The sequence below is a fragment of the Pantoea sp. genome (assembly GCF_028283705.1).
GTDB lineage: Bacteria > Pseudomonadota > Gammaproteobacteria > Enterobacterales > Enterobacteriaceae > Pantoea.
The window spans coordinates 482,237-494,916 of record NZ_JAPWKD010000034.1; the positions used below are offsets into that span (position 1 = coordinate 482,237).

At 54.2% G+C, this 12,680-nt stretch carries 12 protein-coding genes and 3 tRNA genes; 7 read left to right on the forward strand and 8 right to left on the reverse strand.

Annotation, left to right across the window (positions count from 1 at the left end; all coding sequences use genetic code 11):
• Positions 1–6 precede the first annotated feature (6 nt).
• The gene (gene argA, locus PW844_RS28960) at positions 7–1,335 is read right to left on the reverse strand and encodes an amino-acid N-acetyltransferase (RefSeq protein WP_299460223.1); all 1,329 of its coding nucleotides are present in this window, start codon (positions 1,333–1,335) and stop codon (positions 7–9) included.
• 232 nt (positions 1,336–1,567) lie between these two features.
• On the opposite strand from argA, the gene amiC reads away from it, so the two are divergent.
• On the forward strand, positions 1,568–2,812 hold the full coding sequence (gene amiC / locus PW844_RS28965; protein ID WP_299460225.1) for an N-acetylmuramoyl-L-alanine amidase AmiC: 1,245 nt from the start codon (positions 1,568–1,570) through the stop codon (positions 2,810–2,812).
• Positions 2,813–2,887: 75 nt separating this feature from the next.
• Here amiC and PW844_RS28970 read toward each other — a convergent pair.
• From PW844_RS28970 to PW844_RS28980, 3 genes are all read right to left on the reverse strand, one after another.
• Positions 2,888–2,964 (reverse strand) — tRNA-Met (locus PW844_RS28970).
• Between the two features lie 55 nt (positions 2,965–3,019).
• Positions 3,020–3,096 (reverse strand) — tRNA-Met (locus PW844_RS28975).
• 55 nt (positions 3,097–3,151) lie between these two features.
• Positions 3,152–3,228: transfer RNA gene (locus tag PW844_RS28980), tRNA-Met, on the reverse strand.
• 204 nt (positions 3,229–3,432) lie between these two features.
• Between PW844_RS28980 and mltA the strand changes: the two genes are divergently transcribed.
• The gene (mltA, locus tag PW844_RS28985) at positions 3,433–4,581 is read left to right on the forward strand and encodes a murein transglycosylase A (protein ID WP_299460228.1); all 1,149 of its coding nucleotides are present in this window, start codon (positions 3,433–3,435) and stop codon (positions 4,579–4,581) included.
• Positions 4,582–4,625: 44 nt separating this feature from the next.
• Positions 4,626–5,432, forward strand: coding sequence for a tRNA cyclic N6-threonylcarbamoyladenosine(37) synthase TcdA (gene tcdA, locus PW844_RS28990; protein WP_299460231.1), 807 nt, complete (start codon positions 4,626–4,628; stop codon positions 5,430–5,432).
• Here tcdA and csdE read toward each other — a convergent pair.
• Both csdE and csdA read right to left on the reverse strand, forming a co-directional pair.
• Positions 5,429–5,875, reverse strand: a complete 447-nt coding sequence (gene csdE, locus PW844_RS28995; protein ID WP_299460234.1) for a cysteine desulfurase sulfur acceptor subunit CsdE — start codon at positions 5,873–5,875, stop codon at positions 5,429–5,431. The genes tcdA and csdE overlap by 4 nt on opposite strands.
• 4 nt (positions 5,876–5,879) lie before the next feature.
• On the reverse strand, positions 5,880–7,085 hold the full coding sequence (gene csdA / locus PW844_RS29000) for a cysteine desulfurase CsdA (RefSeq protein ID WP_299460237.1): 1,206 nt from the start codon (positions 7,083–7,085) through the stop codon (positions 5,880–5,882).
• 211 nt (positions 7,086–7,296) lie between these two features.
• Here csdA and PW844_RS29005 point away from each other — a divergent pair, with 211 nt between their 5' ends.
• From PW844_RS29005 to rlmM, 4 genes are all read left to right on the forward strand, one after another.
• The gene (locus PW844_RS29005) at positions 7,297–7,521 is read left to right on the forward strand and encodes a YgdI/YgdR family lipoprotein (RefSeq protein ID WP_013510266.1); all 225 of its coding nucleotides are present in this window, start codon (positions 7,297–7,299) and stop codon (positions 7,519–7,521) included.
• A 336-nt stretch (positions 7,522–7,857) separates the two neighbouring features.
• Complete coding sequence (locus PW844_RS29010) at positions 7,858–8,775, forward strand: transcriptional regulator GcvA (RefSeq protein WP_084876498.1); 918 nt, start codon at positions 7,858–7,860, stop codon at positions 8,773–8,775.
• 50 nt (positions 8,776–8,825) lie between these two features.
• On the forward strand, positions 8,826–9,221 hold the full coding sequence (locus PW844_RS29015) for a DUF423 domain-containing protein (protein WP_208716287.1): 396 nt from the start codon (positions 8,826–8,828) through the stop codon (positions 9,219–9,221).
• Positions 9,214–10,314 (forward strand): 23S rRNA (cytidine(2498)-2'-O)-methyltransferase RlmM, encoded by a 1,101-nt coding sequence (gene rlmM, locus PW844_RS29020; protein ID WP_299460250.1) that lies wholly within the window; start codon positions 9,214–9,216, stop codon positions 10,312–10,314. Before PW844_RS29015 ends, rlmM begins: the two co-directional genes overlap by 8 nt.
• 150 nt (positions 10,315–10,464) lie before the next feature.
• On the opposite strand, the gene xni is transcribed toward rlmM, so the two are convergent.
• Together xni and ppnN are read right to left on the reverse strand one after the other, a co-directional pair.
• Complete coding sequence (gene xni, locus PW844_RS29025; protein WP_299460253.1) at positions 10,465–11,223, reverse strand: flap endonuclease Xni; 759 nt, start codon at positions 11,221–11,223, stop codon at positions 10,465–10,467.
• A 35-nt stretch (positions 11,224–11,258) separates the two neighbouring features.
• Complete coding sequence (ppnN, locus tag PW844_RS29030; protein WP_084876493.1) at positions 11,259–12,623, reverse strand: nucleotide 5'-monophosphate nucleosidase PpnN; 1,365 nt, start codon at positions 12,621–12,623, stop codon at positions 11,259–11,261.
• Positions 12,624–12,680 lie beyond the last annotated feature (57 nt).

The following is a 12,680-nucleotide window of genomic DNA, read 5'->3' on the forward strand; positions in this document are numbered from 1 at the left end:
GCTAGGCTAACGCAAATCGGCCATCAGCACCTTAGAACGACGCTGATAGTTGTACATCTTCTTCTTACTTTCCGGCAGCGACTCAATATCCACCGGTGTAAAGCCACGTTCCTGAAACCAGTGAATGCTGCGCGTGGTGAGCACGAACAGCTTCTTCAGGCCCATCTGTCGGGCCTGTAAAGCCACACGTTGCAGCAGCGCTTCGCCGCGCGATGAACTGCGATAATCGGGGTGCACTGCCACGCAGGCCATTTCACCAATCTGCTCGTCCGGGAAGGGATACAGTGCCGCGCAGGCAATGGTCAGGTTGTCGCGTTCGATAATGGTGAACTTGTCGATCTCCATCTCCAGCTGCTCGCGTGAACGGCGTACCAGAATTCCCTGTTGCTCCAGCGGACGAATCAGTTCGAGAATGCCACCGATATCATTAATGGTGGCACGGCGAATCTGTTCGGCGGATTCCATCACGATCTGCGTACCGATACCGTCGCGTGAGAACAACTCCTGCAACAGCGCACCGTCTTCCTGATAGCTGATCAAATGGCTGCGACGCACGCCGCTACGGCAGGCTTTCACCGCGCCACGCAGAAAACGCACCGCCGCGGAGAGAAAATCGCCGTCATTTTCCATTTCATCGATACGCGCCTGGGCATCGTTAGGGAACAGCTCGGAAATAATATCGCCATCGCGGTTGGTCACGCCCTGTTCGGAGCAGAAGCCAATCATTTTTTCCGCTTTGAGTTTGATCGCCAGTTGTGTGGCGACCTCTTCTGACGTCAGGTTAAAGCTTTCGCCCGTCACGGAAACCGCAACCGGACCCAGCAACACAATGGCACCGTTATCCAACTGGCGGTGAATCGCTTCTTCATCGATACGACGAATGCGCCCGCTGTGGCAGTAATCCACACCGTCATCCACGCCCAGCGGCTGGGCAATGATGAAGTTGCCGCTGACCACATTAATATGCGCGCCCTGCAACGGCGTGTTGTTGAGGCTCATTGAAAGTCGCGCAGTGATATCCAGCTGCAAACGGCCCGCCGCTTGCTTCACCAGCTCCAGCGATTGGGCATCGGTCACCCGTGTGTATTTATGATAAATCGGTTCCAGCTGCTGCTGCGCCATGCTGGCGTCAATCTGTGGGCGGGCGCCGTACACCACCACCAGACGAATGCCCAGGCTATGCAGCAAGCCGATATCGTTAACGATGCTGGAGAAGTTTTCATGTTCAATGGCCTCACCACCCAACATGATGACAAAGGTCTTGCCACGGTGGGCATTTATATAGGGAACGGTGTGGCGAAAACCCTGAACCAGTTCGGTACTACGTTCCTTCACGGCAAACCCTCTGTGAATGATTATTCGAAATTTTTGTATTTTTATGCTTTATCGCGGCGTAATGCAAGCGCCAGACCTGACGTTACTTTACGATTTTCCTGATGCAACCTGCGCTAACAGCCTGCATTATCTGGCTTTTCCGAAGTGAAAAGGCTCCATGGACGGGATAAAGTTTTCATCTTCTTTTACTTAACTGGCGATATTTTAGACATTACACAGTAGCTGGAGCGTCATGTCCGGAGTAAATCCCTTTTTTTCACGACGACGATTATTACAGGGCGCGGGTGCGTTATGGCTGCTCAGTGTCAGCCGCAGTGGTCTGGCGGCCAGCCAGCATATCGTGGCAGTACGTATCTGGCCTTCATCGACCTACTCACGCGTTACGCTGGAATCGAACGTTCCCCTGCAATACAAGCAGTTCACCCTCAGCAATCCCGATCGTCTGGTTATCGACATCGACAATCTGCATATCAATCCGGTACTGAAAGGGGTAGATAAACTGGTACGCGTTGATGATCCTTATATCCGGACCGCACGCGTGGGTCAGTTCGACCCGAATACGGTACGCATCGTGCTGGAACTGAAGCGCAGCGTGGCACCGCGTACCTTCACTTTAGCACCGGTGGCCGGGATACGACATCGGCTGGTGGTGGACCTCTATCCCAGTCAGCAGCAGCCGGAAGAGGATCCCTTACTGGCGTTACTGCAGGATTACAACCAGGGCGATCTGGAACGCGATCAACCTGCCCAGGCACCGCTGCCGGGCAAAGCCGGACGCGATCGGCCGATTATTATCATGATCGATCCGGGACATGGCGGGGAAGATCCCGGTGCCCATGGCAAACTCAAAACGCGGGAAAAAGATATCGTGCTGAAGATGGGACGTTATCTGAAGGCGTTGATCGACAAACAACCCAATATGAAAGCCTATATGACGCGCAATGAGGATGTGTTTATCCCGTTGCGGGTCCGGGTGGCAAAAGCGCGTAAGCAGCGTGCCGATCTGTTTGTGTCGATCCATGCCGATGCCTTTACCAGCCGGGCGGCACGGGGTTCGTCCGTGTTTGCGCTTTCGACCAGCGGGGCGACCTCAGCCGCCGCCCGTTTTCTGGCGCAAACCCAGAATGAATCGGATCTGATTGGCGGCGTTAGCATGAGCGGCGATCGCTACCTCGACCACACCATGTTCGATATGGTGCAGCGTCAGACCATCCATGACAGCCTGAAGTTCGGCAAAGAAGTGTTATCGCGTATGGGGCACATCAATCATCTGCATAAACGCACGGTGGATCAGGCCGGATTTGCGGTGTTGAAAGCGCCGGATATCCCGTCAATTCTGGTGGAAACCGCGTTTATCAGTAATGTGGAAGAGGAAAGGAAACTGCGTACCGCGCGTTATCAGCATCAGGTGGCGGAAGCCATTCTGCATGGCATCAAAGCGTATTTTGAGAAAGGGGCGGTGCTGGCGCATCGCTAAAGGATTGTGGCAGGGAAGCCACAATTTACCGGACGCCAGAAACAAAAAAACACCCGTTAAGGTGTCTGGTTGTATTGGTTGCGGGGGCCGGATTTGAACCGACGACCTTCGGGTTATGAGCCCGACGAGCTACCAGGCTGCTCCACCCCGCGTCCGTCTGTCGCTGTGCGACTTTTCACATTTTCTCTCTTCATGATTAAGAAGAGTTGGTTGCGGGGGCCGGATTTGAACCGACGACCTTCGGGTTATGAGCCCGACGAGCTACCAGGCTGCTCCACCCCGCGTCCGTTTGTCGCTGTGTGACTTTTTACATTTTCTCTCTTCATGACTAAGAAGAGTTGGTTGCGGGGGCCGGATTTGAACCGACGACCTTCGGGTTATGAGCCCGACGAGCTACCAGGCTGCTCCACCCCGCGTCCGTGGATGCGCACTATACTCCGGGTGCGCTGTGATGCAACCCCTTTTTGACAGAAAGCACAAAATTTCCAGTTAGTTGGTGAATAAATTCGCCGTTAGGTTATTAACTATACAGCTGTGGACGCGATACCCGGTGGCCGATTTCATTCTGGCTGCCCCTTTGCTATCGTCGCGGTGCAAACAACCGATAAAAAGAGAAGGTCATGAAAGCAAATCGTGTAAAGCTGGCACTTACTGGCGCATTTCTCGCGCTGCTGGCGGGTTGTAGCTCCAAACCTACGGACCGTGGTCAGCAATATATTGATGGTAAGCTGGATGAGCCGTTGGCGCTGGTGAATCAGCCTAATGCCAAAGGGCGTCCGGTTAACGGCAGAGACTTTGGCGATCAGGTTCGTCAGATCCAGTCTGCGTCTAGCGGGTTGTATGGTCGCAACACCGGTACCTATAGCGCGATTGAGAACTGGCTGATGTCGGGCGGCGATACCCGCCAGCTACGTCAGTTCGGTCTGAACGCCTATCAGATGGAAGGCACCGATAACTACGGTAACGTGCAGTTCACCGGCTACTACACGCCGGTTGTGGAGGCGCGTTACACCCGTCAGGGCGAATTCCAGTACCCGATTTACCGTATGCCACCCCGCAGAAGCGGGCAAAAATTACCAAGCCGCGCTTCTATCTATAGTGGTGGTCTTGATGATCGCTACGTGATTGCCTGGAGCAATTCGCTCATCGACAACTTTATGATGGATGTGCAGGGCAGCGGCTATGTTGATTTCGGGGATGGCCGGCCACTGCGTTTCTTCGGCTACGGCGGTAAAAACGGCTGGGCTTACCACAGCATCGGTAAAGAACTGATCGATCGTGGTGAAGTGAAGCGCGAAGATATGTCGATGCAGGCCATTCGTCAGTGGGCGCAGGACCATTCGCCAGAAGAAGTACGTGCGTTGCTGGAAACCAACCAATCCTTCGTGTTCTTCAAACCGGAAGAGTATGTACCGGTGCGTGGTGCCAGCGCCGTGCCGCTGATTGCCAAAGCCTCCGTCGCATCGGACCGTTCACTAATCCCCGCCGGGACGGCGCTGCTTGCGGAAGTGCCGCAGTTAAATGAGAAGGGCAAGTTCAACGGTAAATATGAAATGCGTCTGATGGTGGCGCTGGATGTCGGCGGCGCGATCAAGGGCCAGCATTTCGACATCTATCAGGGCGTGGGTCCGGATGCCGCCCATCTGGCCGGTTTCTATAACCATTATGGCCGTGTCTGGGTGCTAAAATCGGCACCGGGGGCAGGCCAGCCGCTGTTCAGTAACACGCAAAGCGGTAATAATGGTTCGATGTTGTTAGGTTCGAATTAATTTTCTCTGCGGGCTGGCTGGTCCGCATGAACAAAAGGTTGGTTATGACAGTGGTTAGCGACGCCTGGCGGCAACGCTTTGGCGGCACGGCGCGTTTGTATGGGCAGGACGCGTTACAGCGTTTTGCTGATGCCCATTTTTGTGTGATTGGTATTGGCGGCGTGGGTTCCTGGGCGGCAGAAGCGCTGGCGCGCACCGGGATCGGCAAAATCACCCTGATCGATATGGATGATGTCTGTATTACCAACACCAATCGGCAGATCCACGCGTTGCAGGGCAAAGTAGGCCAGGCTAAAACCGAGGTGATGGCGGATCGTATCCGCGCGATCAACCCGGAATGCGAGGTGATCTGCATCGATGATTTCATTACCCCGGAAAATACCGCCGAACTGCTGCCCGTCGGCTTTGATTATGTGATTGATGCCATCGACAGCGTGCGGCCAAAAGCGGCGCTGATTGCCTGGTGTCGCCGCAACAAGATCCCGCTGATTACCACCGGTGGGGCTGGTGGGCAGATCGATCCGACACAGATCCAGGTCAGCGATCTGGCGAAGACGATTCAGGATCCGCTGGCGGCGAAATTGCGTGAGCGACTGAAAAGCGATTTCGGTGTGAAGAAAAACAGCAAAGGTAAGCTGGGCATCGATTGCGTGTTTTCCACCGAAGCGCTGGTTTATCCGCAACCGGACGGCAGTGTCTGTGCCTCACGTAGCACGGCCGAAGGCCCGAAACGCATGGATTGCGCGGCGGGATTTGGTGCGGCCACCATGGTGACCGCCACCTTTGGTTTTATCGCGGTTTCGCACGCGCTGAAAAAGTTTCTCGCCCGCGCGGCACGCCAGGGGGATTAAGCGTAGTGGCGTGCGGCACGTTGTACGGCGTCGGCCAGCGCCTGCAAACCGCTACTGCGTGAAGCGCTGAGCTGCGCACGCAGCCCGAGGGTATCAAACAACGCCAGTGGGTCCTGTTGTAGCAGGGCGGCTGGCGTTTTTCCTTCTACGGCGGTCAGCAGCACCGCCAGCAGGCCGCGCACGATACGTCCTTCACTGTCGCCATAAAAATGCAGCGTGCCATTACTTTGCAGCTGACTGCTCAGCCAGACACGATTCTCGCAACCACTCAGTTCAATCTCGGGTGTTTTCAACTCTTCCGCTAACGCCGGGAGCTGACGGCTCAGCTGAATCAGCTGGCGATAGCGATCCTCCCATTGGTGAAAATGGGTGAATTTCTCCGTCAGGCTGGTTTCCGTAATCAGATCACCAAACGGGTGCGGGGCGAGCAGGGATGTACTCATCAGGTTACTCACTCAGTAATTCCACAGCGCTGTGCATGGCACGCACCAGCGCGTCCACGTCCTGTAAATTATTATAGGGGGCGAATGAGACGCGCAGTGTGCCGCTGACCCCCAGTGCCGCCATCAGTGGCTGAGCACAGTGCTGACCTGCACGCAAGGCGATGCCGTGTTCTGCCAGCAGCGTGACGATATCGCTGTGGTGGATACCTGCGATATCAAATGCCAGCAGGCTGCTGCTGCCACAGCGAAAACTGCGAAAACCGGGCAGGGCGCTCAACTGTTCTTCCGCCAGGCTCGCCAGCTGCTGGCTCCACATTTCCATCTTTTCCGCGTTGTGCTGGCTTAGCCAGTGCAGGGCAGCGCTGAGACCAATCACCCCTGCGACGTTAGGTGTGCCAGCCTCAAAGCGCCATGGCACCGGCTGTGGCGTGAAACCGTTAAAATCCACCTGTGTTAACATCTTACCGCCGCCCTGCCAGGGTGACATGGCTTCCAGCAGTTCTGCCTTGCCATACAGCACGCCGATGCCCATCGGGCCATAGAGTTTATGACCCGAGAACGCGTAAAAATCGATATCCAGTGCCTGAACATCAGGTGCGCAATGCACCACGCCCTGGGCACCATCCACCATCACTTTGGCACCCACGCTATGCGCCAGCCGAATTGCCTGCGCCAGATCCGGGCAGCCACCCGTGACATTCGACATCTGACCAATCGCCAGCAACCGGGTGCGTGCATTCAATAATCCGGGCAACTGCTGTATGTCGGGCAGACGATCCGCGCCCAGCGGCCATTTCACCACTTTGGCACCTTTCGCTTCTGCCACCATCAGCCAAGGCACCAGATTGGCGTGATGTTCCGCTTCGCTGACAACGATTTCATCGCCGGGTTGCAGGCGCGGAGACAGCCAGCTGTTTGCCACCAGATTGATGGCTTCCGTGGTGCCGCGCGTCCAGATGATCTGGCGATCGTCTGCGGCATTTAGCCAGCGGGCGACGAGACCTCGTGCCTGCTCGTATTGCTCTGTCAGGGCACGCGCGGCTGCAAACTGGCTGCGATGTACGGTTCCGGCGCTCAGGGAATAGAACTGCTGAGTGGCCTCAATCACCGCCTGTGGCTTCAGGGCGGTGGCGGCACTGTCGAGATAAACTCCAGCATCGGCCAGCGCTGGAAACTGCTGGCGAAAAGCGGAAGGTGTAAAAATAGTCATATCCGGCCTGTTGTGATGAATTTAGGACCAGACTGAAAGTCGGTCTGTTACCTGGCAAAGCTGGAAAAGTGCGTTATGCTAATTGTTGCAAGGTTTAAACCAAAACCCGCATTTAGAATCGACCTTAACCAGTCGATTTCACTTTTTTAAGCTGCCTCTGTTCAGCGTCCCGCGGGTGGTTTGATGCAATCAATCTGCAAGGAGATAGAAAATGAAAAAACTCGCCGCAGTGCTGGCCGTATGTACCATGGCCTTTACCCTGGCCGCCTGTTCAAGCAATTACGTGATGCATACCAATGATGGTCGCACCATTGTTGCTTCAGGCAAACCCAAAGTTGACGATGATACCGGTATGATCAGCTATAAAGATGCCAATGGCAACCAGCAGCAGATTAACCGCTCAGATGTCAAAGAGATGGTTGAGATGGGCCAGTAAGTGACAGATAAAAAAAAGCACCGCAATTTGCGGTGCTATGTAAAATCACTATGGACAGACAGGGTAAATCTACAGGAATTAAAAGTTTGATCTGCAATCGTCAGATCAAAATGCAAACACAACATCACGACCACAAGCCAAAAGCTCTCCAGAAGTCTGCGAATTAACGCACGTTTCCAGAAATCTTTTCGTTCCGGCTCAGGAAGTGCGGCAACTATAGGTATTTGCTGGAGCTTCCTCAACGGACAATTTATAATGTCTCGGATTAATAAAACTAATACCTGACAACTTCTCATAAGTTGCTGTATTACTCTGTTGACCCGGATACGGAAAACCATGTCAAAACGCCTTCCCCCGCTCAATGCTTTACGCGTCTTCGATGCGGCGGCACGTCATTTGAGCTTCACTAAAGCTGCTGAAGAGCTGTTTGTTACCCAGGCAGCTGTAAGTCATCAGATTAAATCTCTGGAAGATTTCCTCGGTCTTAAGCTGTTTCGCCGGAGGAATCGTTCGCTTTTGCTGACTGAAGAAGGGCAAAGCTACTATCTGGATATTAAGGAGATTTTCTCCGCGCTGAACGATGCGACGCGTAAACTCCAGGCGCGTAGCGCCAAAGGTGCATTGACCGTGAGCCTGCTACCAAGTTTCGCGATTCAGTGGCTGGTGCCACGTCTTTCCAGCTTTAATACAGCTTATCCGGGCATCGATGTGCGTATTCAGGCCGTCGATCGTGATGAAGAGAAACTGGCGGACGATGTGGATGTGGCGATTTTCTATGGTCGCGGTAACTGGCCAGGGTTGCGGGTAGAAAAACTTTACGCCGAATATTTGTTGCCGGTTTGCTCGCCATTGCTGCTGACAGGCGATCATCCATTGAAATCACCGGCTGATTTAGCGCACTTTACGCTGCTGCATGATGCTTCGCGGCGGGACTGGCAATCTTATACGCGTCAGCTAGGCTTGCAGCACATTAATGTGCAGCAGGGCCCGATTTTCAGCCACAGCGCCATGGTGTTACAGGCAGCTATTCACGGCCAGGGCGTCGCGCTGGCCAATAATGTGATGGCGCAAAGTGAAATCGAAGCCGGTCGTCTGGTCTGTCCTTTTAATGACGTACTGGTCAGTAAAAATGCTTTTTATCTGGTTTGTCATGACAGCCAGGCAGAACTGGGTAAAATAGCCGCCTTTCGACAGTGGATCCTGGCCAAAGCCGCAACCGAACAAGAGAAGTTTCGTTTTCGTTACGATCACTAACGCGTTGATTGTTGCACAGTGACGTGCGTATACACTCTGAGGATTGTTAGATGTCCAGTCGTGCCATGTTTATTTTTGCAGCCATCAGCGGCTTCACGCTGGTGGCTTTTGGTGCTTTTGGTGCCCATGTGCTGAGCAAATCTCTCGGCCCAGCCGAGATGGCGTGGATTCATACCGGCCTTGAGTATCAGGCGTATCATACGCTGGCGATTATTGGTCTTGCCTCGGCGATGTTACGTCGTGCCAATATCTGGTTTTACTGGAGCAGCGCTGCACTGGCGCTCGGTACCGTTTTATTCAGCGGCAGCCTCTATTGTCTGGCGCTGTCGCACCTGAAGTTTTGGGTATTTATAACGCCAGTCGGTGGCCTTGGCTTCCTGATTGGTTGGTTTTTGATGTTGATTGGCGCACTGCGTCTGAAACGAAAGGCAGAACGCCATGAATAAAGTTTTACTCTATTGCCGTCCCGGCTTTGAGAAAGAGTGTGCAGCAGAGATCAGTGCTAAGGCTGCGGAGCGCGAAATCTATGGTTTCCCGCGCGTCAAAGACGATGCGGGTTACGTGTTGTTCGAGTGCTATCAGCAAGAAGATGCGGAAAAACTGATCAGTCAGCTGCCTTTTGCGGAACTGATTTTCGCCCGTCAGATGGTGGTGGTCGGTGAACTGCTGCGTGACCTGCCGCCGGACGATCGTATTTCCCCGATTGTCGGGATGTTGATGGGCGTGGTTGAAAAGGGCGGTGAGCTGCGGGTGGAAGTACCGGACACCAATGAAGCGAAAGAGCTGACCAAATTCTGCCGCAAATTTACCGTACCGCTGCGTGCCAGCCTGCGTGAAAATCGTATTTTGCTCAATTATGAAAGCCCGAAACGTCCGGTGGTCCATGTGTTCTTTATTGCGCCGGGCACATGCTATGTTGGCTATTCATTACCGCAAAATAACTCCCCATTCTATATGGGTATTCCGCGTCTCAAATTCCCGTCAGATGCGCCCAGCCGCTCCACTCTGAAGTTGGAAGAGGCGTTTCACGTCTTTATCCCGGCAGACGAATGGGATGAGCGTCTGGCCAGCGGCATGTGGGCGGTGGACCTGGGGGCTTGTCCAGGCGGATGGACCTATCAGCTGGTCCAGCGCAGCATGATGGTCTACGCGGTGGATAACGGCCCCATGGCTCCCAGCCTGATGGATACCGGACAGGTGACGCACTGCCGTGAAGATGGCTTCCGCTTCCGACCGCCGCGTAGCAACATCAGCTGGCTGGTGTGCGATATGGTGGAAAAACCGGTGCGCGTTGCCAGCCTGATGAGCGAGTGGCTGGTGAACGGCTGGTGCCGCGAAGCTATCTTTAACCTCAAGCTGCCAATGAAAAAGCGCTATGAAGAAGTGACGCAGAATCTGGCGATGATCGATGCCACCCTGAAGGAACAGGGCATCAACGCCCAGATTCAGGCGCGCCAGCTGTATCACGATCGTGAAGAAGTCACGGTACATGTGCGCCGGATTTGGGCGGCGGCAGGTGGGCGTCGCGATGAAAGATGATCCTTTCCTGGATTTTTAATGCCGGGAGGGTTAGTGCAATCTGTAGCGGCGTGATGTATCACGCAATTTTGTGCGCGATACATCGCGCCGCTACGGCTTAATGCAAATACTCAGGGCTTCAGGTTACAGGTTCGACACCTGTAACCTGAGTTATTGAGGGCTGTAACGCAGGGTGTTCAGATTGCCCTGCAGAACCAGATCGCACTTCAGGGTGGCTACCTGGCGGCAAATCTCTGCCATTTCACGATGCGTCTGCAATTTTCCCTGCCACTTCGACGGTACCTGATCGCACTGCTGATAAATCGCTTCCAGCGAGCCAAACTGCAACAGTAATTCGCGTGCGCTCTTTGGTCCGATTCCGACCACACCAGGAATTTTGCTGCTGCTGATGCCGCATAACCCCCAGTAATCCACCAATTGCGCAGGAGCTACGCCAAATTCCTGTTCAATAAAAGGCACATCCAGCCAGCGTTTCTGAAAGTAATCACGGATACGGATGTTAGGTGCCAGTAGCTGGCAGTAACCTTTGTCAGTCGAGACAATGGTTGCCTGATGTCCAGCATCTGCCATCTTTACTGCCAGTGTGGCAGCCAGATCATCGGCCTCATCCTGATCGGCAATCCAGCAACTGACGCCCGCCGCCTGAAATGCCTGCTGAATAGCGGGCATTTCCCGCTGTAAATCTTCCGGCATCGGCGGGCGACCGGCTTTATAGTCCGGCAGCAACGTATGACGCCAGCCAGGCTGACGCTCCGCACTGTCAAACACCGCCACGACATGGGTAGGCTGGGTATGGCCCAGTAACTGATGTAACGCAGCCACGCAGGCATCGCGGCATGGCGAGCCCTGAACGGCATGCAAACGACGGATCAGGTTCAGGGCATCAACAATAAGAAGGTGTAAAGACATGATGATAGCGGCAGCCCACAGGCTGCCTTCCTGAGTTATTTGATGATTTCGTAGCAGGGGATGTAAGCGGTGCCCGGCAGCTTCATGCGATGCTGGGCCACGAAGCCCTGTAGCAGTTCATCCATACGATGCATGATGTCCGGATCGCCGTGAAGTTTATACGGTCCTTTTTCCCGGATTTCGCGAATGCCCACTTCTTTCACGTTACCGGCGACAATACCCGAGAAAGCCCGACGCAGGTCCGCTGCCAGTTTTTCTGCGGGTTGGTTGGTATACAGATTCAGGTTAGCCATGTTTTCGTGGGTTGGCAGGAACGGCAGTTGCAGATCCGGCACGATACGAATGGACCAGTTAAAGCTGTAAGCATCGCCGGTTTCACGACGATATTCCTTCACCTGCGGCATGGCTTTTTTCATCAGACGCGCCACTTCTGCGGCATCATCAATGATGATTTTGTAATGTTTACGCGCGGTTTCGCCCAGCGTGCTGACAATAAAATCATCCAGAACGCGGAAATAATCGGCGCTTTCCTGCGGACCGGTCAGGATCAGAGGCAGTACCTGATCGTTGTTTTGCGGATTCATCAGAATGCCCAGCAGATACAACAACTCTTCTGCGGTACCGACACCACCCGGGAAAATCACGATGCCGTGTGCGATACGCACAAAGGCTTCGAGGCGTTTTTCGATATCCGGCATGATGATCAGTTCATTGACCAGCGGATTCGGTGGTTCAGCGGCAATGATGGACGGTTCGGTCAGTCCAATAAAACGGCTGTCGCGGTAGCGTTGTTGGGCATGGCCGACGGCGGCACCTTTCATTGGCGCTTCCATCACGCCCGGTCCACAGCCGGTACAGATGTTCAGCTCACGCAAACCCAGTTGCGTACCCACGTTACGGCAATACTGATATTCCACCGCGTTAATGGAGTGACCACCCCAGCACACCACGGTATTCGGGTATTCACCTACATGCAGCGCGCGGGCGTTGCGCAGGATCGAAAAGACCAGGTTGGTGATGTGGGCGGAATCGTCTGCATCCAGGTTCTGGAAACGTTCTGCCGCAGAAAGTTGCCCGTTTACAAACAGGATGTCGCGTAATACGGCAAACAGGTTGGCCTGCAATGAGCGGATGATACGACCATCGACAAATGCGTCTTCGGGTGGGTTGATCAGTTCGAGTTTAACACCACGCTCGCGGCGCAATACGTTGATATCAAAGCTTTCGAAGCGGGAAAGCAGTTCATGACTACTGTCGGTCTGACTACCAGAATTGAGCACCGCGAGTGAACAGTTGCGAAACAGCTGGTACAGGTCGCTGCTGGCGGTGCGCTTCAGCATATCGACTTCCAACTGGGAAAGCAGATCCATGGAGCCAAGAGGGCTAATGTGAGTAATCAAGAGAACTCCTTTACACGCAAGTGCGTGACTGATGACGCTATGCCTGACTCGCTGGGC

What these genes read in the sequence shown, in the direction of transcription:
- amiC (WP_299460225.1), top strand. Translation starts at nt 1,568, where the DNA reads ATGTCCGGAGTAAATCCCTTTTTTTCACGACGACGATTATTACAGGGC.
- mltA (WP_299460228.1), top strand. Translation starts at nt 3,433, where the DNA reads ATGAAAGCAAATCGTGTAAAGCTGGCACTTACTGGCGCATTTCTCGCG.
- tcdA (WP_299460231.1), top strand. Translation starts at nt 4,626, where the DNA reads ATGACAGTGGTTAGCGACGCCTGGCGGCAACGCTTTGGCGGCACGGCG.
- csdE (WP_299460234.1), bottom strand. Translation starts at nt 5,875, where the DNA reads ATGAGTACATCCCTGCTCGCCCCGCACCCGTTTGGTGATCTGATTACG.
- csdA (WP_299460237.1), bottom strand. Translation starts at nt 7,085, where the DNA reads ATGACTATTTTTACACCTTCCGCTTTTCGCCAGCAGTTTCCAGCGCTG.
- PW844_RS29005 (WP_013510266.1), top strand. Translation starts at nt 7,297, where the DNA reads ATGAAAAAACTCGCCGCAGTGCTGGCCGTATGTACCATGGCCTTTACC.
- PW844_RS29010 (WP_084876498.1), top strand. Translation starts at nt 7,858, where the DNA reads ATGTCAAAACGCCTTCCCCCGCTCAATGCTTTACGCGTCTTCGATGCG.
- PW844_RS29015 (WP_208716287.1), top strand. Translation starts at nt 8,826, where the DNA reads ATGTCCAGTCGTGCCATGTTTATTTTTGCAGCCATCAGCGGCTTCACG.
- rlmM (WP_299460250.1), top strand. Translation starts at nt 9,214, where the DNA reads ATGAATAAAGTTTTACTCTATTGCCGTCCCGGCTTTGAGAAAGAGTGT.
- xni (WP_299460253.1), bottom strand. Translation starts at nt 11,223, where the DNA reads ATGTCTTTACACCTTCTTATTGTTGATGCCCTGAACCTGATCCGTCGT.